The 18,949-nt window shown below is 70.9% G+C and carries 19 protein-coding genes; 8 read left to right on the forward strand and 11 right to left on the reverse strand.

The features are described from left to right. Nucleotides 1-40: 40 nt before the first annotated feature. Nucleotides 41-301, forward strand: a complete 261-nt coding sequence (locus tag Q0818_RS08825; protein ID WP_298873665.1) for a hypothetical protein — start codon at nt 41-43, stop codon at nt 299-301. Between the two features lies 1 nt (nt 302). On the opposite strand, the gene Q0818_RS08830 is transcribed toward Q0818_RS08825, so the two are convergent. Next, the gene (locus Q0818_RS08830) at nt 303-1,232 is read right to left on the reverse strand and encodes an AraC family transcriptional regulator (protein WP_298873667.1); all 930 of its coding nucleotides are present in this window, start codon (nt 1,230-1,232) and stop codon (nt 303-305) included. Between the two features lie 86 nt (nt 1,233-1,318). Here Q0818_RS08830 and Q0818_RS08835 point away from each other — a divergent pair, with 86 nt between their 5' ends. Next, nucleotides 1,319-1,783 (forward strand): GNAT family N-acetyltransferase, encoded by a 465-nt coding sequence (locus Q0818_RS08835; protein WP_298873669.1) that lies wholly within the window; start codon nt 1,319-1,321, stop codon nt 1,781-1,783. Nucleotides 1,784-2,008: 225 nt separating this feature from the next. On the opposite strand, the gene Q0818_RS08840 is transcribed toward Q0818_RS08835, so the two are convergent. Both Q0818_RS08840 and Q0818_RS08845 read right to left on the reverse strand, forming a co-directional pair. Then, complete coding sequence (locus Q0818_RS08840) at nt 2,009-2,902, reverse strand: SDR family oxidoreductase (protein ID WP_298873671.1); 894 nt, start codon at nt 2,900-2,902, stop codon at nt 2,009-2,011. A gap of 52 nt (nt 2,903-2,954) precedes the next feature. Beyond that, nucleotides 2,955-4,763, reverse strand: coding sequence for a glycoside hydrolase family 15 protein (locus Q0818_RS08845; RefSeq protein WP_298873673.1), 1,809 nt, complete (start codon nt 4,761-4,763; stop codon nt 2,955-2,957). Between the two features lie 166 nt (nt 4,764-4,929). Here Q0818_RS08845 and Q0818_RS08850 point away from each other — a divergent pair, with 166 nt between their 5' ends. Next, the gene (locus Q0818_RS08850) at nt 4,930-5,490 is read left to right on the forward strand and encodes a DNA starvation/stationary phase protection protein (protein WP_298873675.1); all 561 of its coding nucleotides are present in this window, start codon (nt 4,930-4,932) and stop codon (nt 5,488-5,490) included. A 103-nt stretch (nt 5,491-5,593) separates the two neighbouring features. Here the strand turns inward: Q0818_RS08850 and Q0818_RS08855 are convergent, their stop codons facing one another. The 3 genes from Q0818_RS08855 to Q0818_RS08865 form a co-directional block, all read right to left on the reverse strand. Continuing rightward, nucleotides 5,594-6,073: a hypothetical protein gene (locus tag Q0818_RS08855; RefSeq protein ID WP_298873677.1), complete on the reverse strand. Its 480-nt coding sequence runs from the start codon at nt 6,071-6,073 to the stop codon at nt 5,594-5,596. Between the two features lie 116 nt (nt 6,074-6,189). Further along, on the reverse strand, nt 6,190-8,781 hold the full coding sequence (locus Q0818_RS08860) for an RNA helicase (RefSeq protein WP_298873680.1): 2,592 nt from the start codon (nt 8,779-8,781) through the stop codon (nt 6,190-6,192). 133 nt (nt 8,782-8,914) lie between these two features. Beyond that, complete coding sequence (locus tag Q0818_RS08865; protein ID WP_298873682.1) at nt 8,915-9,667, reverse strand: hypothetical protein; 753 nt, start codon at nt 9,665-9,667, stop codon at nt 8,915-8,917. 90 nt (nt 9,668-9,757) lie between these two features. Here Q0818_RS08865 and Q0818_RS08870 point away from each other — a divergent pair, with 90 nt between their 5' ends. Next, nucleotides 9,758-10,792, forward strand: a complete 1,035-nt coding sequence (locus Q0818_RS08870) for an LLM class flavin-dependent oxidoreductase (protein WP_298873684.1) — start codon at nt 9,758-9,760, stop codon at nt 10,790-10,792. 180 nt (nt 10,793-10,972) lie between these two features. On the opposite strand, the gene Q0818_RS08875 is transcribed toward Q0818_RS08870, so the two are convergent. Continuing rightward, nucleotides 10,973-11,341 (reverse strand): hypothetical protein, encoded by a 369-nt coding sequence (locus Q0818_RS08875; RefSeq protein ID WP_298873686.1) that lies wholly within the window; start codon nt 11,339-11,341, stop codon nt 10,973-10,975. Between the two features lie 202 nt (nt 11,342-11,543). On the opposite strand from Q0818_RS08875, the gene Q0818_RS08880 reads away from it, so the two are divergent. After that, the gene (locus Q0818_RS08880; RefSeq protein WP_298873688.1) at nt 11,544-12,947 is read left to right on the forward strand and encodes a hypothetical protein; all 1,404 of its coding nucleotides are present in this window, start codon (nt 11,544-11,546) and stop codon (nt 12,945-12,947) included. Nucleotides 12,948-12,992: 45 nt separating this feature from the next. Beyond that, entirely contained in the window at nt 12,993-14,156 is a 1,164-nt protein-coding gene (locus Q0818_RS16725; RefSeq protein ID WP_366943137.1) for a GNAT family N-acetyltransferase, read from the forward strand. Between the two features lie 113 nt (nt 14,157-14,269). On the opposite strand, the gene Q0818_RS08900 is transcribed toward Q0818_RS16725, so the two are convergent. Next, nucleotides 14,270-14,878, reverse strand: a complete 609-nt coding sequence (locus Q0818_RS08900) for a hypothetical protein (RefSeq protein ID WP_298873690.1) — start codon at nt 14,876-14,878, stop codon at nt 14,270-14,272. A gap of 145 nt (nt 14,879-15,023) precedes the next feature. On the opposite strand from Q0818_RS08900, the gene Q0818_RS08905 reads away from it, so the two are divergent. Beyond that, the gene (locus Q0818_RS08905) at nt 15,024-15,980 is read left to right on the forward strand and encodes an NAD-dependent epimerase/dehydratase family protein (RefSeq protein ID WP_298873691.1); all 957 of its coding nucleotides are present in this window, start codon (nt 15,024-15,026) and stop codon (nt 15,978-15,980) included. A gap of 10 nt (nt 15,981-15,990) precedes the next feature. On the opposite strand, the gene Q0818_RS08910 is transcribed toward Q0818_RS08905, so the two are convergent. Next, nucleotides 15,991-16,554: a ribonuclease H gene (locus tag Q0818_RS08910; RefSeq protein ID WP_298873693.1), complete on the reverse strand. Its 564-nt coding sequence runs from the start codon at nt 16,552-16,554 to the stop codon at nt 15,991-15,993. 187 nt (nt 16,555-16,741) lie between these two features. Between Q0818_RS08910 and Q0818_RS08915 the strand changes: the two genes are divergently transcribed. Next, on the forward strand, nt 16,742-17,266 hold the full coding sequence (locus tag Q0818_RS08915) for a hypothetical protein (RefSeq protein WP_298873695.1): 525 nt from the start codon (nt 16,742-16,744) through the stop codon (nt 17,264-17,266). 16 nt (nt 17,267-17,282) lie between these two features. Here the strand turns inward: Q0818_RS08915 and gnd are convergent, their stop codons facing one another. Beyond that, nucleotides 17,283-18,344 carry a phosphogluconate dehydrogenase (NAD(+)-dependent, decarboxylating) gene (gnd, locus tag Q0818_RS08920; protein ID WP_298873697.1) on the reverse strand — a complete coding sequence of 354 codons (1,062 nt, stop codon included), beginning with the start codon at nt 18,342-18,344 and terminating at the stop codon, nt 17,283-17,285. Nucleotides 18,345-18,424: 80 nt separating this feature from the next. Next, on the reverse strand, nt 18,425-18,925 hold the full coding sequence (locus tag Q0818_RS08925) for a bifunctional nuclease family protein (RefSeq protein ID WP_298873699.1): 501 nt from the start codon (nt 18,923-18,925) through the stop codon (nt 18,425-18,427). Between the last annotated feature and the right edge of the window lie 24 nt (nt 18,926-18,949).

The raw sequence follows: 18,949 nt of genomic DNA on the forward strand, positions 1-18,949 counted from the left end.
CGGCTAGCGTCGAGCACACCACGACCCCGAGGAGGCGGCAATGGCCGATCGCGACGTCAACGGACACGGCACGGGACCCGGCGAGGGCGAGTACACCGACGTCCAACTGCCCGACGGCGAGATGGACCGCGGCAGCGCCGACCAGCCCGGCGAGTACATCGACCGCCAGAACGCCGACGGCAGCGAGAGCCGCCCGCGCGCCGACGAGGCCGGCGCCTACACCGACGTCGAGCAGTCGAGCGGCCACGAGTCGCGTGAAGACCTCGACGACCCGGGCGAGTACACCGACCGCGATCGCTGAGTCAGCGATCCAGCGTCCGCCGCGGCGTCGCGCCGTACGCGTCGCGGTAGGCCCGGGCGAAAGCCGCGAGGTCGAGGAATCCCCAGCGGGCCGCGATGTCGGCGACGCTCGTGATCGTCGGGTCCGCGGCCAGCAGGTCCGCGTGCGCGGCGCTCAGACGTGCGTGCGCCAGATAGTCCTCGGGAGTGGATGCCAGGTGCCCGTTGGCGAGGAACGCGCGGCGCAGGCCCTGCGTCGAGGTCCCGACCGCACGGGCGGCGTCGTCGACCGTGACGGGCAACGAGGCGTGGTCGTCGATCCACGAGCTCGCCGCCGCGTACAGCGACGCCTGCTCGATCGCCGACGCCCGCCGTTCGCGCGGATCACCGAGAAGGGGGAACGCCTCGAGCGTCGCCGCGACGAGCGCACGACGCACGTGGGCGCGCACGAGCGGCTCGGCGAGCAGGGGTGTCTGCGTGAGCGACCAGCGCAGAGTCGCCAGCCAGTAGTCCCGCAGCCGCCGCGAGACGGGACCGGAATCGCCGAAGCGGACCTCCAGGGCGTCGTCGCCGTACATCGTGCGAGCCGCCTCACGGAGCCAGTCCGCGTCGAAGGTCAACAGCTGCACCTCGGTCCGGTCCGCACTCCCGATCAGTTCGTGCCCGGGCTCGACGATGCCCGGCTCGACGCTGTAGTCGCCGTGGCGCGCGCCGATACGCCAGGCGTACCCGGGGCCCGAGGTGGCGAAGAAGAAACGGTCGGCCTCGTAGACGATCTCCGCCCGGCAGTCCCAGGCGAGGCGCCGCAGCGCGAAAGCCGCATCGCCGACCGCGTGCTCCGCGATCGACACGCGATCCGCCAGGACGTCGACATGACCGTACTGCGCCTGGAGCCAGGCGTGCGTGTCGGCGGCGTCGTCGGTGCGGACGCGCGAATCGAAGAAGTCGTTCATGGCGAGGAGCGCTAGACCCCTGAAAGACGTCGCAGCACGCCCCATGATAGTTAACCTCCGCTTCGAAACCGCCGGGAGAGAACCCCATGACCGATGAACCCGTCATCCGCCCCATCCACCCCGACGACGCCGGCGAGGTGCTGACGATCCAACGCGCCGCGTTCGCGAGCGAAGCCCTCATCTACGGCGATCCCGACATGCCGCCCCTCACGCAGACCCTCGAGGAGCTCGCCGCGGAACTCGTGGAGAACCTCGGCTGCGTCGCGGTGACCGGCGGTCGCATCGTCGGCGCGGTGCGCGCCCGCCGCGACGGCGACCTGCTGCTGATCGGCCGCCTCGCGATCGCGCCCGACCAGCAGGGGGAAGGGCTGGGGACGCTGCTGCTCGCGGCGGTGGAGGACCGCGGACGGGATGCCGGAGCCACCGAGGCCGAACTCTTCACCGGAGGCTTGAGCGAGGCGAACCAGCGCCTGTACGAGCGCGAGGGCTATCAGCGCACCGAGACCACCGCCGACGGCGAGATCTTCTACCGCAAGCGCCTCGACGCCTGAGCGGCCCCGGTGGCTTCGACAGGCTCAGCCACCTCCCCCGCACGCCAGGCCCCGAAGCAGCCCCGGTGGCTTCGACAGGCTCAGCCACCTCCCGCGAACGCCACGCCCCGACTTAGCTCCGGCGCGCTCGCCAGGTCCCTGAGCCTGTCGAAGGGACCGGGCCCCGCCCGCACGCCGAAGGGCCGCCGCCCGTTCCCGGACGACGGCCCCGCCTGCGGTCGCCGCTTACGGCGTCGGCATCCCGCCGTTGACGTTCAGCGTCTCGCCGATGACGTAGCTCGACTCCGCCGAGGCGAGGTACACGTACGCCGGAGCGAGCTCGGCGGGCTGGCCCATGCGTCCGAGCGGCGTCTCCTCGCCGAACTCGTCGACCTTCTCGTCGGGCTGGCCGTCGGTGACCTGCAGCGGCGTCCAGATCGGTCCCGGAGCCACGGCGTTGACGCGGATACCCTTGGGCGCCAGCTGCTGGCCGAGCGCCTTGGTGAAGGTGTTGATCGTCGCCTTCGTCGAGGCGTAGTCGACGAGGATCGGCGCCGGCGAGTACGCCTGGATCGAGGTGGTGTTGATGATCGTCGAACCGGGCTTCAGGTGGGGCACGGCCTCCTTGCAGATCCAGAACATCGCGTAGACGTTGGTCTTGAAGGTGTCGTCGAACTCCTCGTCGGTCAGCGTGGTGACGTCTTCGTTGAAGATCTGCTTGCCGCCGTTGTTGACGACGATGTCGAGGCCGCCGAGGCCCTCGACCGCTTCCTTCACGAGCGTGCGGGCGTACTCGCGCTCGCGCAGGTCGCCGGGGATCTGCACGACGGTCGCGCCGGCATCGCGCAGGATGCCGGCGATGCGATCGGCATCCACCTTCTCCTCCGGCAGGTACGACATCGCGACCGACGCCCCCTCGCGGGCGAACGCGATCGCCGTGGCCGCACCGATGCCCGAATCGGCACCGGTGATGAGGGCCTTCCGGCCCTTCAGCCGATCGGTGCCGACGTAGGTGTCTTCGCCGAGGGCGGCCTTCGGCGTCAGCTCGGCGTCGAGGCCGGGCTCCTTCTGGTCCTGCGACTGCGGGTCGATGTCGGCGTAGAGCTTGGCCGGGTCGGTGAAGGTGTACTGCGTGCTCATGGCGAGTCCTTTCATAGGGGGATGCCGGGGCGGAGGCCGCCTCGGCGGAGAGTCAGCGGTTCTTCAGCGCGGCCTCGTCGACGAGGTCGCGGATGACGAGAGCGGCGTTGATGAGGGCGAGGTGACTGAGCGCCTGCGGCAGATTGCCCCAGAACGCCCCGTCGGACTCGGCGATCATCTCGGAGTAGATCCCGACGTCGTTGCCCTGCGCGACGAGCGCGTCCATCGCCTCGAGGGCTTCGTCGTGCCGACCGACGCAGGCCAGGGCCGTGGCCCGCCAGAACGCGCAGGCGACGAACGTCTGCTCCTCCTGGTCCATGCCCGTGTAGCGGTAGACGAGGTGGTTCTCGGTGGTGAGACGTGCGGTGATGGCATCCAGGGTCTTCGACATCCGCTCGCCCCGGTCGAAACCGGTGGGCGCGTGCAGCAGCACGGAGGCGTCGAGATCTTCGCTGCCGGACGCGAGCGTGTAGGCCTGCAGCTTCTCCGACCAGCAACGCTCCTCGACCCAGCGGTGGATGCGGTCGCGCTCGGCGCGCCAGCGATCGCCGTTGTCGGGGATGTGACCGCCGTCGGCGAGCCACTGGGCGTCGTCGAGCGCCTTCCAGCACCCCATCTTCGACGAGGTGTAGTGACGCAGCTCCGGGAGCTCCCACATGCCGGAGTCCTCGCGGCGCCAGAGGTCGCACGTGCGGTCGGCGACGTCTGCCAGCAGGCGCCCGGTCTGGGTGTCGAGGCGATTGCCGGCCTCGACGTACGTGCGGCACAGCGCGATCAGGTCGCCGTAGACCCCGAGTTGCAGCTGCCCCTGCGCCGGGTTGCCGGTGACGACCGGCTGATTGCCGTTCCATCCCGGCACCTGATGCTTCTCGAGCCCGATCTCGGCGTCGCCGTCGAGCGTGTACATCACCTGCACCTCGGGACCGTTCTTCCGGATCGTCCGCAACAGCCACGAGATGGCGGCGTGCGTCTCCTCGCGCAGACCGAAGCCGACCCAGGCGTGGGCGGTGTAGGCGAGGTCACGGACCCAGGCGAAGCGGTAGTCCCAGTTCTTGCCGCCGCGCGGGTTCTCGGGCAACGACGTCGTCGCCGCGGCCGCGATCGCCCCGGTCGGGCTGAACAGCAGGAGCTTGAGGGCGAGAGCGCTGCGCTGCACGTCGTCGGCCCACGGCCCCTCGTACGAGAACTCGTCCGACCACATCGTCCAGCCGCCGATCGTGCGGTCGATGCCCCGGTCCACGTTCTTCGCGTCGGGGATGCGCAGGGGCTCGCCCTCGGTCGCGGCGATCACGAGGAGATGCCGCGAGCCCTTCGTGGTCGTGAACCCTCCGTCGATGCTCTCGTTGCCGGCATCCGGATCGCCGTGGAGTCCGTGCTCGTGGCCGGTCACCGCCAGCGAGACGTGGTCGACGCGCATGATCGAGAAGCCGTCGATGCGTTCGGTCCAGGGGGCCGCCGAGCGCAGCATGGTGCCCGGCTGCACGCACCACGCGAACTCCACCTCGCCCTCCACGCCGTCGACGCGGCGGGCGAGCTCTGCCCACGGCAGGCGTCCGGCGATACCCGTGACCATCGCGTCGGTGACGGTCGCGACCCCGGATGCCGTGGTGAACGTGGTCTCGAGGACATTGGTACGCGGGATGTACCGCCGCGTGACCTCGTACTCCTCCACGGGCGCCAGTTCGATGCATCCCCCCGCGGACTCGTCGACGAGACGGGCGAACACCGGACGCGAGTGGATGTTGGGCAGCGGGAGCCAGTCCACCGATCCGTCCAGGCCGATGAGCGCGACCGTTCGACCGTCGCCGATCGCGGCGTAGTCGCGGAGGGGCCGAGACGGTGCGGGAGGAGTGGGAGCCACGTCTTCACGCTAGGAATCGGGCGGCGAGGCTCCCCCGGGGTTGTCGTTCGACCCGCGAGCGGCTACGGCGGACTCCGGTACCTCTCCTCCGACGCCCTCGCAACCCCCGCCGCGCGCCCGGGCGTGCGGCCTAACGTCGCTATCGACCGTGACGAAAGGAACGCGCATGTCCACCACCACGAAGGACGCCCCCACCAAGAACCGCCGCCGCCCCGCGCGCGGAGGCAGCGGTCCGGAGACCACCGACGAGCAGAACGCCGAGAAGGGTTTCCAGGCGTCGGAGCAGCTGACCGACGCCCTGCAGGCCGTGCTGGTCGACCTCATCGAGCTGTCGATCCAGGGCAAGCAGGCCCACTGGAACGTCGTCGGCAAGAACTTCCGCGACACCCACCTGCAGCTCGACGAGATCATCGACGCCGCGCGCGAGTTCGGTGACGAGGTCGCCGAGCGCATGCGCTCGCTGCACGCCCTGCCCGACGGCCGCAGCGACACCGTCGCCGAGACCACCACTCTCCCCGAGTTCCCTCAGGGCGAGGTCGACACGGCCGAGGTCATCGACCTCATCACCGAGCGCCTGGACGCCGTCGTCGGCACCGTCCGCGACGTGCACGATGACGTCGACGACGAAGACCCCACGAGCGCCGACATCCTGCACGGCGTGCTCGAGCGTCTCGAGCAGCTGTCGTGGATGGTCAGCGCCGAGAACCGCGTCGCCCGCAAGTCGTAAGAGCGACCGCAGATACCGGATGCCGGGGCCTCAAGGCCTCGGCATCCGTCGTTCGTGCGAGGCTCAGGCCGCCGCGGCCCCTGCCCGTCGCGAACGGGGAGCGTCAGCCGCGCGCGATCAGGAGGGGCGGCTGCGGACCTTCCAGCCGTGCGAGCGACGCCTTCATCTCGATGATGCTGTCGCTCATGCCGGCGATCTTCGTGGTGATGGCGAGGATGTTCGCGTCGATCTTCAGCAGCCGGTCGTCGATCTGACGTTCGCGGGCGTCGATCCGAGCCATGCGCTCGTCGAAACGGGCGTCGGCGCGGTCCATGCGGGCATCCGCGCGCTCCATGCGGGCCTCGAGGCGGTCGAACCGGTGGTCGATCAGTTCGAACCGGTGGTCGATCTGTTCGAACCGTTGATCGACCTGCTCGAATCTCCGGTCGACCTGTTCGAACCGCCGGTCGACCTGCGCGAAGTTGCGGTCGGTGCGACGCTCACCTCGATCGAGCATCCACTTCATACCGCCGAGGATCGCCGCGGAGAACGTGAGGAAGAACGCGGCGAGGGCGATGAACACCTGTGCAGTGTCGAGAGTCACGGCCGATCCTTCCCGTTCGCGGCGTGCGTCCAATTTACGACACCACTCAGCAGGAATCACATGCGCACATGTGATCGGTGGAGAACTTCACCCATCGACGGGCCGGGGAGAAGGGGTCAGAGCCGCAGCACCTCGGTGACCCGCACGACCGCCGTCCCCTCCTCCTCGGAGGCGGAGAGATCGACCTCGGCGCGGATGCGCCAATCGTGGTCGCCCGCGGGATCGTCGATGGTCTGCTCGACGCGCCAGAAGCCTTCGGCGGCTTCGGACTCGTCGATGTCCACGAGGGCGGACGACCGGGACGCTCCGCCGGTGCCGATCGCATCGTGCTCGTCGAAGTACCGGTCGAGGACGTCGGGCCACCCGGCATCCGGATCCAGCTCGACGAGCTCGTCGTCGCGCTGCAGGGCCGCCAGCTGCACACGGCGGAACATCTCGTTGCGCACGAGCACGACGAAGGCGCGGCGGTTGGTGAGGATCGACGGCGGAGCCGGCGGCACCACCGGCGCGTCGGGATCGTCGGCGGGGTTGATGAGCTGCTCCCACTCGTCGACGAGGCTCGAATCGACCTGCCGCACCAGTTCACCGAGCCACGCGATGAGGTCGAGCAGGTCGGGGGTCTGCGCGTCCACCGGCACGGTCTGCCTGATCGCGCGGTAGGCGTCGCTCAGGTAGCGCAGCACGAGCCCTTCGCTGCGGGCGAGCTGGTATAGCGAGACGTACTCGCCGAACGAGCACGCCCGCTCGAACATGTCGCGCACGACCGATTTCGGCGACAGCTCGAAGTCGCGGATCCACGGCTGACTCGACGCGAACACCTCGTACGCCTGGGCGAGCAGGTCGTCGAGGGGCTTGGGCCAGGTGATCTCCTCGAGCAGTTCCATGCGCTCGTCGTACTCGATGCCCTCGCGCTTCATCGCCGCCACGGCCTCCCCGCGCGCGCGGAACTGCTGCTGCGACAGGATCGGACGCGGGTCGTCCAGGGTCGCCTCGATGACGCTCACCACGTCGAGCGCGTAGTGCCCCGTGCCCACGCCGCCGGCGGCGGCCGTGGCATCCGGCCCCCTCCCCAGCTCGACCGCGGGGTCGAGCATCTCGATCGCGGCGAGCGCGAAGGGCGACAGGGGCTGGTTGAGTGCGAAGTTCGGCTGAAGGTCGACGGTGAGCCGAATGCGCGAGTCGCCAATATTCGTCGCTTCAGGGCCGCTCGAAGCGACGGATTCCGGCGACTCACGCGGGGGGACGACCTCGACCACACCGGCCTGCACCAGGGTGCGGAAGATCGCGATCGCGCGACGGGCGAGCTCGTACTGGCGGGCGCGGGGCTCGTGGTTGTCGAACACCAGCGCGCGGACGTTCGCGAACACGTCGCCGCCGCGCGCGATGACGTTGATGAGCATCGCGGCGCTGAGCTTCATCTGCGGCTGCAGCGGCTCGGGCTCCGCCGCGACGAGGCGGTCGTAGCTCTGCTCGGTCCAGTTGACGAAGCCCTGCGGCGCCTTCTTGCGCACGATCTTCTTCTGCTTCTTCAGGTCGTCGCCGGCCTTGAGGATCTGAGCTGCGTTCTCGATCTCGTGGTCGGGTGCCATGACGACGACCGTTCCCGCGGTGTCGTAACCCGCGCGGCCGGCGCGGCCCGCGATCTGGTGGAACTCGCGCGCGGAGAGCTGGCGCATGCGCGTGCCGTCGTACTTCGTCAGCGCGGTCATGAGCACGGTGCGGATCGGCACGTTGATGCCGACGCCGAGGGTGTCGGTGCCGCAGATGACGCGCAGGAGCCCCCGCTGCGCGAGCGTCTCGACCAGGCGCCGGTAGCGGGGCAGCATGCCGGCGTGGTGCACGCCGATGCCGGCGCGGACGTAGCGCGAGAGCGTCTTGCCGAAGCCGGTGGTGAAGCGGAACCCGCCGATCGCCTCGGCGATCTCGTCGCGCTGCTCGCGCCCGATGATGCGGATCGACGACAACGCCTGCGCCCGTTCCATCGCAGCGGCCTGTGAGAAGTGCACCACGTAGATCGGGGCCTGCTTGGTGTCGAGCAGTTCCTGCACCGTCTCGTGCACGGGCGTGCGGGCGTACTCGAAGTGCAGCGGCACGGGGCGCTCGACGCCCGTGACACGCGCCGTGGGGCGACCGGTGCGTCGCGAGAGGTCGTCGGCGATGTCCTCGACGTCGCCCAGGGTCGCCGACATGAGGATGAACTGCGCGCGCGTGAGCAGCAGCAGCGGCACCTGCCAGGCCCAGCCGCGATCGGCCTCGCCGTAGTAGTGGAACTCGTCCATGACGACCTGATCCACGTCGGCGTCGGCGCCCTGGCGCAGCGCGAGGTTGGCGAGGATCTCGGCGGTGCAGCAGACGATCGGCGCGTCGGCGTTCACCGACGAGTCGCCCGTGACCATGCCGACGTTCTCCGCGCCGAAGATCTCGACGAGCGCGAAGAACTTCTCGCTCACGAGGGCCTTGATCGGCGCCGTGTAGTACGTACGGCCGCCCCGGGAGAGGGATGCCGCGTGCGCGGCGACCGCCACGAGGGATTTGCCCGTGCCGGTCGGTGTCGACAGGATCACGTTCGCCCCCGACACGATCTCGATGATCGCCTCGTCCTGCGCGGGGTAGAGCGTCAGCCCGCGCGAGGCCGCCCACTCGACGAAACCGAGGTACACGGCATCCGGATCGGCACCGGTCGGCACATGTTCGAGGAGGGGGGTCACTCCCCCACCCTCTCATCCGCTGGCCGGGCTTCCGGCAGGCTCACGGACCGCCGCCCCGGGCGACCGAGGCCCATCGACCCACCACGAGGTGGCTGAGCCCGTCGAAGCCACCGGCCCCACCGCCCGGTCATCCTCAGCCCGCGTCGCTGAACACGCCCACGTTCTCGCCGTCGTACACGAACTGCACGCTCGTGCCGACCGGGAAGCGTTCGATGAAGGCGTCCGGCATGCCGTCGGCGACGATGAACTGCACGGTGGCGGGGAAGATCCCGGCACCGCATCCGCCGTAGACGAAGTTCCCGCGGAAGCCGGTGGTGCCGTCCTGTCCGACCTCGTCGGTGTCGAGCAGGTAGATGCACGAACTGCGGTTCTCACTCGCGTCGATCTGGGCGGTGCCGACGAAAGCGCTCACACCGTAGAAGTCGGCGAATGCCCGCTCGTCACCCGTGCGCTGCCCGAAGACGGAGGGGGTCTGGGCGCCCGGGTCCTCGACGAGGGTGGCGACCTGCGGCGCTCCCGCCGATGCGGCGACCGGCACCAAGCCGACGCCCACCGAGGTCGCCGCACTCGCGAGCGCTGCGACGAGCGCGAGAGACAGGGCCCACGCCCAGACGGTGCGCTTCGATCGCAGGAGGGGCGGGCGCTCGCGCGGCGCGTCCTCTTCGGCCGGGGCTTCCCGCTCGCCGTCGATCGTCGACGCGTTCTCGACGGACGGGGCGGACGGAGACGGGGTCGTCACGGCCGCGGGCTCGGACCGCTCGACGCGCTCGAGGTCCTCGAGGGCGAGCAACCGGGCGTACGCAGCGGGATCGTCGGAGATGTCGGCGCCGGGACCGTACGCCCGCGCGCGCAGTCGCCGCAGCTCCTCCCGCACGCCATCGTCCACTCTCGAAATGCTTCCACACCCGGCGGCGTCCGGGGTCGCTGAGCGGTATATGCGCGGGAATAGATCAGGATGCCGTGCGTTGCACCCTGCATGCGCTCCTTCGGCACACTCTCCTTCGGCCACTACGGCCCCCTCGGCGGCGGGCACCACCTCTCCGCGGGCGACTCCATGCTGCAGGCGATCGATCTCGCCCAGGGCATGGACGATCTCGGCGTGAACGGCATCTCGTTCCGGGTGCACCACTTCGCCCGCCAGCAGGCCGCCCCCATGCCGCTTCTCGCCGCGATCGCCGCGCGCACCTCGCGCATCGAGGTCGGCACCGGCGTGATCGACATGCGGTACGAGAATCCGCTCATGCTCGCCGAGGAGGCGGCATCCGTCGACCTGATCAGCGGCAACCGCCTCGCGCTCGGCGTGAGCCGTGGGTCACCCGAGACGGTCCAGCGCGGCTACGAGGCCTTCGGGTACACCGGGTCGCAAGACCCCCGCGGAGCCGACATCGCCCGCGAGCACTTCGACCTCTTCCTCCGCGCCATCGACGGCGAGGGCCTCGCCGAGCGCGACCCGATGAGCCCCTTCGGCGGCGGCACCGGCCTGCAGCGCATCGAGCCCCACTCCCCCGGCCTGCGCACGCGCATCTGGTGGGGCGCCGGCACCACGGCGACCGCGGAGTGGGCGGGCCGCATCGGCGTCAACCTCATGTCGTCGACGCTGCTCACCGAGGCCGACGGCACTCCCTTCGACATCCTGCAGGCGCAGCAGCTCGACGCCTTCCGCGCCGCGTGGCGCGAGGCCGGGCACGCCGGGGAGCCGCGCACCTCCGTCAGCCGCAGCATCTTCCCGATCGTCACCGCCGAAGACGAGATGTACTTCGGCGGCTCGGCGGGCAACGACCAGATCGGCGTGATCGACGGCATGCGCTCGACCTTCGGCAAAACCTACGCCGCCCCACCCGAGGTGCTGGTGGAGCAGTTGCAGAACGACGCGGCCGTGATGAGCGCCGACACCCTCCTGCTGACGATCCCCTCGCAGATGGGCGTCGACTTCAACCTGCGCCTCGTCGAGAACTTCGCGAAGCACGTCGCTCCCGCCCTCGGGTGGCAGTCAACGCTCGCGACGGTCTGACCGAACACGGAACGGACCCGGATGCCGCCCCCTCGGCATCCGGGTCCGTTCGTCGTCTCGCGCGGAGACGTAGCGTGGCGGGATGACCGTCGTGCGCACCGCCGTCTTCGCCCACTGCGGCGGGGGTCGCCTCGTGGGACGATCGTCCCGATCTGCTGTGCCTGGAGCGGCCGGCGCCGCTCAGCGCCAGGCCGTGACGCCCCGCGAGCGCGCGATCGTCTGCGACAGCAGGTACTCGCCCCAGGCCACCGCGTAGGCGCCGAGGGCGGCCCACACCCAGCCCGCGGGCAGCACACCGACGACGCCCAGCAGGCCCGCCACGGTGAGGGCGCTCACCACGACGAGCACCGGAATGACCGCGCGAGGGGCGGCGAGCGCGCTGTCGGACCGCCAGATCACGAGCACCGCCCCCGCGGTGGCCGCGAGCAGGATGAGCGGCGTCCACCACGATCCGAGCACGGCCATGGCGATCGAAGAGCCGATGCCGGCGATCCCGAGGGAAGCGGTACGGAGGGTGCGGATGCGCCGGGCGCGCTCGTCGGTGGACACGGTGACTCCTCGGGTGACGGTTGCTCCAGCGTAACCGGCGCGTCGTTGCCGGCACCGAGCCCGCGAGAACCCCCAGAGTCGTCGGAGATTCCCCACGCACCAGCACACCGCGCCTCTAGCCTGGGACGGCGGGGGCGAAGGCCCTCCACCGGTCGACGTCGACACCGCGCATCACACGGCATCGCATCGGGAGGGGGTCGCCATGGAGGTCTCGAGACGCGGTCTGCTCCTGGGCGGTCTGGGGGTCGTGGCCCTGGGGGCGGGCAGCGCCGCCGCGGCGAGCATGATCACCAGCGACGCCCCGCAGCAACCCCCTGCCTCGCCCTCGAGCAGCGCCTCCGGTGCATCCCCGTCGCCGAGCGCGAACTCGCCCGCCGATCTCGACCTGCACGTGTGGGACACCGTCCGCCGCCCGCTGTCGAAGAACGATGACGCGACGCTGACCCTGCTCGACGGGGCCCTCCCCGCCGGTCTCTCCCTCGCGGGCTCCGCTCTCGCGGGGCGGTTGACCACGCCGGGACCCTACGCGTTCACGATCGAGGTACGCCACGGCGACGATCGTCGGCGACGTCGATTCGCCGGTACGGTCGGCGACATCAAGCGCGACCTCAGCATCTCGCTGAGCCTCGACGACAAGACGCCCCTGTCGGTGACGGCGCGCGAACTCGACCGCATCGCGCGTCTCGGCGCCCACGCGACCCTCGTCGTGCTCTGCTACATCCCGGATGCCACCTCGACGACGTTCACCCGGGTGTCCGACGACCGCATCCGCAAGGTCTTCGCCCTCGCGGAGGACCGCGGGGTGCGCATCACCCTGCTCAAGCCGCACATCGCCACCGAGGAGGACGGCGACGGGTTCTACCGTGCGAACTACGCCCCGGCATCCGTCGAGGGCTTCTTCACGCGGTGGACCGAGCAGATGGTGCACTTCGCGGGTCTGTGCGCCGACAACGGCGTCGAGTACCTCTCCCTCGCGTGCGAGCAACCGGGACAGACCGACGCGGCGCAGTACGCGAAGTGGGTCGACCTCGCGAAGACGGTGCGGGCGGCCGAGCCCGGAGTGAAGCTCACCGCCGCCTTCACCACTCTCGAGCTCTATCTGCTGCACACCTACTGGCTCCCCCAGGGCACCCCGCACATGGCGCAGTTGCTCGACGTGTTCGGCATCAACTCCTGGATCCGCCTGACCGATAAGGTCTACACCCCGTCCGCGCCGAACATCACCGTCGACGAGCTCGTCGACGGATGGCGGGGAGCCGGCGGCCGAACCGACGACCACCTCGGCAAGCTCGAAGACGTGTGCGCGCAGCTGAGCATCCCGTTCCTCATCACCGAGGTCGGCGTGCAACCGCGTGTCGACGGTCTCGCCCAGCAGGAGGGCAGCACCCCGCCCACGGGCGCGCCGAACCACGACGTCCAGGCTCTTCTGTACCGCTCGGTCCTCGCTGCGCCGCTGCGATCGTCGTGGTGCACCGGGGCCTCGATCTGGCACATGCGTGCCCCCTTCGCCTTCGGCGACGTCTATCACGACACCCTCTTCGCCGGCGAGAAGGTGCTGAGGGATGCCATCGCGAAGACGCCCTCGCTCGCGGCTCCGGCGACCTGAGCCCGGCGTCCCCTTCCCGGCACCCGGAGCCCGTAGCGTGGACGGATGCCGCTGCATCTGACCCGTCTCGATGCCGCCGGGGCCGATCGTGACGCGCTCGTCGCCTTCCTCTCGGAGAATCACTTCCCGTTCCACGTGCACCCGCATCCCCGCGTCGCGGAGGTGCACGGATCGATCGACGCCGGATCGTGGGGCGGTGAGGAGACCGAGACGCTCTGGATCGATGACGACGATCGGGGACGCATCGGGGTCGTCCGACTCGACGACCTCGCCGATGCCACGGCCATGCTCGACCTGCGGATCGGTGACTCCTGGCGCGGGCAGAGGCTGGGCGCGGCAGCGCTGGCGCTCGCGACCGACCGCGTCTTCGCCGCCCATCCCGCCGTCATCCGATTCGAGGGCCAGACGCGCGAGGACAACACGGCGATGCGCCGCACGTTCGAGCGCAGCGGGTGGGTTCTCGAGGCGTACTACCGCGACGGGTGGCCGGTCGAGGACGGCGAGCCGATGGCATCCGTCGCCTACAGCGTGCTGCGCCGCGACTGGGAGTCGGGCACGACCACGCCTGTACCCCGCGGTCCCGCGGTCACGTTGTCGGGCGAGCTCCGCTGCGCCGACGCCGCGGAACGCGAGCGCGTGCGCGCGCACCTCCCGGCGCACGTCGCCCTCACCCGTGCCGAACCGGGCTGCCTCATGTTCGAGGTCGACCCCACGGACGACCCGCTCGTCTGGCGGGTCGAGGAGCGCTTCGCCGACGAGGCCGCGTTCGACGCCCACCAGCGCCGTGTCTCGACGAGCACGTGGGGCAGCGCGACGGCGGGCATCGAGCGCCGCTACGAGATACGCGGTCGGGCGATGGATGCCGCGGCCCTCACCGCCGCGGCCTGGGACGCCGAGCAGCGTCTGCTCGACCCCGCCGTCCGGAGGGACGCGGCCGAGCTCGGACGTCTCCTCGCCGACGACTTCGTGGAGATCGGTCAGTCGGGGCGGCGATGGGAACGCGCCGAGATCATCGACGCCGTCGCCCGAGACCCGGGCAGCGCGGCGGGCGTCATCCGAGAACGTTCGTCGCGCACGATCGCGCCCGACACGGTGCTTCTCGATTACCTGCTCCGACTCGACGGCCGCGAGAGCCGCCGCTCGTCGGTGTGGCGGTGCGCGCCGGATCTCCGGATGCTGTTCCACCAGGGGACGCCGCTGGGTCGGTGACGACCCGCGACCCCGTGCGCCCGACCGATCGGCGTCCTCGCGAGGCCGTGCGCCGCGCCTCGTCGACGAACGCCGCGCATTCCCCTCGCCCAGGCGGTCGATGCGTGATGCCCCTAGAGCCCGTCGGGGTGGGTCGAGAGCCACGGCCCGAGGGGCTCGCGCACGGCCTCCCGGGAATCGCTGTCGATGACGAACACGTCGACACCCCCGTCGTACGGCGCGAACACCCACGACATGTCAGGCGGAACCACGATGACGTGAGCCGCGTCGACGGCGGCGAGGCGGAGGAGGTCGTCGAGGTCGTCCGTGGCGACGCCCTCGGACGCCCAGAAGAACGTCGTGCCCGGCGTGCCGCCATCGTCGGCGAGGCTCGAGATCCGCCAGGGGCGGCGGCCCGGCAGATGCCGCCGCGTCCATCCACCGGCGCCGTCGGGAGGGCCCCAGTCCGCCCCGACGACGGTGAGCGCGGCGTGCTCGGGGTCCAGCACCTCGAGGACGGTCCGATAGCGGTGCAGCACCACCGCCATGTCCGCGTCGCCCTCGGGCAGACGCCGACCGTCGGGAAGGCTCCAGAACCGCATCCATCGATCAGGGTGGTCGCGCCGGAGGTCGGGCCCGGACGGATCGCTCGGTGCCCACGCGGCATCCCAGAGGCGCGAGCGTTGAGTCGCACGGGGGTCGGACGGCGGGCCGTCGAAGTCCCCTCCGTGGCGATCGTCCATCGGCCGCCGAGGATATGGTCCGTTCACGAATGCCCTCCTTCCGCCCGACCATAACGGGTGGAATCCCCGCTCATGATGCCCCTTCGAGATCAGCCGACCGCGAACCCCCTCGCCTCCCCGGGCGTCCGACTGCTTGGCTGGCCGCATGCGACGCATCCTCATCCTCGGTGGAACCGCTTGGCTCGGCCGGGCGATCGCGACGGCCGCGCTGGCCGCGGGCGCCGACGTCACCTGCCTCGCCCGCGGCGAGTCGGGGGTCGTCGCGGCGGGGTCACGGCTGGTGCGCGCCGACCGGAACGACCCCGACGCCTACGCGAGCCTCGACGGCGACTGGGACGACGTCGTCGAGCTGTCGTGGGACCCGGGCTTCGTGGCATCCGCCCTCGACGCCCTCGCCGAGCGGGCGGCGCACTGGACCCTGGTGTCGAGCGTGTCGGTGTACGCCCACTCCGACGCCCCGTTCGCCGACGTGTCCGCGGACCTCGTCGAGCCGACCGATCTCGCGCGGTACGCGGATGCCAAGGTGCACGCCGAGCGGCTGACCACGGCGCGCCTGGCGGAGCGGGCTCTTCTGGTTCGCGCCGGGCTCATCGTGGGACCGGGGGACCCGACCGACCGCTTCGGCTACTGGCCGGCGCGCTTCGCGAGAGGAGGCCGCGTGCTCGTGCCCGAGACAGCGGATCGGCACGCGCAAGGCATCGACGTCGACGACCTCGCGCAATGGATCGTGCGCGCGGGCGCCGCCGGGGCGCACGGCCCGGTGAACGCCGTCGGCGAGGAGTTCCCGCTCGCGGCGATCTTCGCCGCCGCCCGCGATGCGTCCGCAGCGGTTGCCGAGACCGTCACCCTCGACGACGAGGCCCTCCTCGCCCGCGGCGTGCAGCACTGGATGGGCCCGCGGTCGCTCCCGCTGTGGCTGCCCGCCGAAGCGCGGGGCTTCTCCCGTCGCAGCGACGCCGCCTTCCTGTCGTCCGGTGGCCGGCGCCGCCCGCTGGCCGAGACGATGCGACGTGTCCTCGACGACGAACGCGCGCGCGGGATCGACCGGCCGCGACGGGCGGGGCTCACCGCGGCGGAGGAGGCCGAGGTGCTGGCCGGCTGAGGGCGCGGGGTCAGCGGCCGTTGCGGTCCGCCGCGGAGCGGGGCGGCGCCTTCTGCACCTCGAGGCGGTCGAGACCGCGCAGCGAGGTCCAGATGAGCTCCTCGCCCTTGGCCGCGTGCTGCGAGGCGCGCACCGCCCGCTCGTCGGCCCAGGAGTTGAGCACGTGCCCGGAGTGCCCGCGCACGTGCTCGAGCACGACGTCGGGGAGCCCCGCGGCACGGCGCGCGTCACGGGCGGCGATGAGCGCCTCGAGGATCCCGCGGTTGGCCACCGGCTTCTTGGCGCTCGTGACCCACCCCCGGCGGCGGTGGCCGTCCATCCACGACGAGTACGTGTCGATCGCGTACTTCGAGTCGGCCTGCACGACGAGCTCGCGCACGTCGGCGTGATCGGTGATCGCGTGCAGCAGACCGAGCAGTTCGCCGATGTTGTTCGTGCCCGACGGGATCGAACCCGCGGCCCAGTGGCCGTCTTCTCCGACCCAGGCCCAGCCCGCGGGACCGGGGTTGCCCTTGCAGGCGCCGTCGGTGGCGACGACGTAACGATCGGGGGGCGTGGATGCCGTACTGCTCATCCCCCTAGTCTCCCTCGCCCGCCGGACGCGACTCGACGCCGGACCCCACGGGGCGAGCGCCCGGGTGAATCTCCGGCGCTCGCCCGCGGGAGCCACGGCGCTCGCCGACGAGGACGGGCGCGGCGGATGCGATTCTGGCGCGATCCGTCATCGCGTCGCCCGCGCCCCCCTCTCGAGAAAGCCCGCCATGTCGACCACGTCTCGCACTCGCCTTCACCCCGCCGCCATCGTGTCGCTCGTGATCGGCGGCCTCATCATCATCGGAGCGCTCGCATTCCTCTCCTGGTTCCTGATCTCGACGAGCTCGACGCCGAACCAGCAGGCCACCCAGAAGCTCGTGCAGTGGCAGGAGATCTTCGAGAAGTACCGCAGCGCCCACGACACCCTCCCCGAGATGCCCGCGGGCGGCTACTGCCTGGGCACGGGCTTCCCCATCGGGGCGGGCGGCACGGCGAACTGCCGGGATTACGGCGCCGAGACGCACTACACCGAAGAAGCGAGCGCTCCGCTGCGTGACGCCCTGGCCTCCGTGAGCGAGCTCCCGCAGGGCATCTCCGCCGCGGTCCGCGGCACCGTGGGCCCCTACGCGCTCTACGACGACGCCGGGGTCCGACTGCTCACCGCCGAGGACGGCACGTGCGAGGCCCCCGCCGTCGAGGTGTGGAACGACGGCGGGGGCCTCTTCATCTGTCAGATCCTGCTGATGCGCTGAGTTCGCGCGCGGGTCGTCAGTCGCGACCGCTCTCGGCCTTCTTCTGACCGGCCTCGAGCACGTCTCCGGCGGGCAGCTCCTGGTGACCGCCGAACTGCAGACGCATCGCCGAGAGCACCTGGTTGGCGAAGTGGTCCTCGCCCCGCGAGGCGAAGCGTTCGAACAGCGACGCGGCGAGGACCGGAACGGGCACGCCCGTGTCGACGGCGGCCTTCACCGTCCAGCGCCCCTCGCCCGAGTCCGACACGCGACCGGCGAGACCGTCGAGCGTGGGGTTCTGCGCGAGAGCCGCCGCGGTCAGGTCGAGCAGCCACGACGAGATGACCGATCCGCGACGCCACAGCTCCGTCACCCGCGCCGTGTCGATGTCGAACTGGTAGAACTCCGGCTCCTCGAGGGGGGCGACCTCGGCGGAGTGCTCGCCCTGGTGCAGACCCGCATCGGCGTTGTTGAGCACGTTGAGACCCTCGGCGAGCGCGGCCATGATGCCGTATTCGATGCCGTTGTGCACCATCTTCACGAAGTGTCCCGCCCCGGACGGACCGCAGTGCAGGTACCCGCGCTCCTCGGTCGTGTAGTCGCCGGTGCGTCCGGGCGTGCGCTCGACCTCGCCCGGCCCGGGGGCGATGGTGCGCAGCACCGGTTCGAGGTGCGCCACGGCCTCGTCGTGGCCGCCGACCATGAGGCAGTAGCCGCGCTCGAGACCGAACACGCCGCCGCTGGTCCCCACGTCGACGTAATGGATGCCGCTGTCGTCGAGCTTCTTCGCGCGACGCACGTCGTCGCGGTAGTTGGAGTTGCCGCCGTCGATGATGATGTCGCCCGGCTCGAGCACCTCGGCGACCTGGTCGACCACCGATCCGGTGAGCCCCGCGGGGATCATGAGCCAGACGGCGCGCGGCTTCTGCAGCTTCGACGCCAGGTCGGCGATGCTCGTCGCACCGGTCGCCCCCTCCTCGACGAGGGAGGCGACGGCATCCTGATTCACGTCGAAGACGACGCAATCGTGACCGTCCCTCATGAGCCGGCGCACGATGTTGGCGCCCATCCGTCCGAGTCCGACCATGGCGAGTTGCATCCGTACCCCGTTCGTCGTGGATCGGGCCGCGGCGCGCGACCCCTCCGCGAGTCTAGGAGCGTCGCGGGGTCGGCGGACCGTCAGCCCTGGAAGTCCTCGGGGTCGACATCGTCAAGGAACCGCCGGAACTCCTCCACCCGTTCCTCCTCGGGCGACGGGTCGAGCGCGACCGCGTCGTCGGGCACGCCCGCCTCGGCGAACACGGTGTCGGCGACCCAGATCGACGCGTCGACGCGGGCTCCCAGCGCGATCGCGTCGGAGGGCCGGGCATCGAACGTGCGCTGTCCGCGCGGGGTGTCCAGCACGAGTCGGGCGTAGAACGTCCCCTCGGCGAGATGGGTGATCTCGACGCGGTCGACGGTCGCCGACAACTCCCCCAGCATCGCGGTCATCAGGTCGTGCGCGAGCGGGCGGGGCGATGCGGTGCCCTCGATCGCGACGAGGATCGACATCGCCTCCTGCGGCCCGATCCACACCGGGAGCACGCGCTCCCCGTCGGCCTCGGCGTCGATGGGGGAGAGCAGGATGACGTGCTGCTGCGCCGGGTCGAGGGCCACGCCGACCACTCGCACCCGGATCATGACGCCCATCGTACGTCGTCCCCT

The sequence above is a fragment of the uncultured Microbacterium sp. genome, assembly GCF_947489255.1.
GTDB classification, from domain to species: Bacteria; Actinomycetota; Actinomycetes; order Actinomycetales; family Microbacteriaceae; genus Microbacterium; species Microbacterium phycohabitans.

Coding starts and splice junctions, on each gene's coding strand:
- Q0818_RS08850 (WP_298873675.1), top strand. CDS start 4,930: ATGTCCACCACCACGAAGGACGCCCCCACCAAGAACCGCCGCCGCCCC.
- Q0818_RS08835 (WP_298873669.1), top strand. CDS start 1,319: ATGACCGATGAACCCGTCATCCGCCCCATCCACCCCGACGACGCCGGC.
- Q0818_RS08905 (WP_298873691.1), top strand. CDS start 15,024: ATGCGACGCATCCTCATCCTCGGTGGAACCGCTTGGCTCGGCCGGGCG.
- Q0818_RS08925 (WP_298873699.1), bottom strand. CDS start 18,925: ATGATCCGGGTGCGAGTGGTCGGCGTGGCCCTCGACCCGGCGCAGCAG.
- Q0818_RS08915 (WP_298873695.1), top strand. CDS start 16,742: ATGTCGACCACGTCTCGCACTCGCCTTCACCCCGCCGCCATCGTGTCG.
- Q0818_RS08830 (WP_298873667.1), bottom strand. CDS start 1,232: ATGAACGACTTCTTCGATTCGCGCGTCCGCACCGACGACGCCGCCGAC.
- Q0818_RS08825 (WP_298873665.1), top strand. CDS start 41: ATGGCCGATCGCGACGTCAACGGACACGGCACGGGACCCGGCGAGGGC.
- Q0818_RS08870 (WP_298873684.1), top strand. CDS start 9,758: ATGCGCTCCTTCGGCACACTCTCCTTCGGCCACTACGGCCCCCTCGGC.
- Q0818_RS08880 (WP_298873688.1), top strand. CDS start 11,544: ATGGAGGTCTCGAGACGCGGTCTGCTCCTGGGCGGTCTGGGGGTCGTG.
- Q0818_RS08910 (WP_298873693.1), bottom strand. CDS start 16,554: ATGAGCAGTACGGCATCCACGCCCCCCGATCGTTACGTCGTCGCCACC.
- Q0818_RS08840 (WP_298873671.1), bottom strand. CDS start 2,902: ATGAGCACGCAGTACACCTTCACCGACCCGGCCAAGCTCTACGCCGAC.
- Q0818_RS16725 (WP_366943137.1), top strand. CDS start 12,993: ATGCCGCTGCATCTGACCCGTCTCGATGCCGCCGGGGCCGATCGTGAC.
- Q0818_RS08900 (WP_298873690.1), bottom strand. CDS start 14,878: ATGGACGATCGCCACGGAGGGGACTTCGACGGCCCGCCGTCCGACCCC.
- gnd (WP_298873697.1), bottom strand. CDS start 18,344: ATGCAACTCGCCATGGTCGGACTCGGACGGATGGGCGCCAACATCGTG.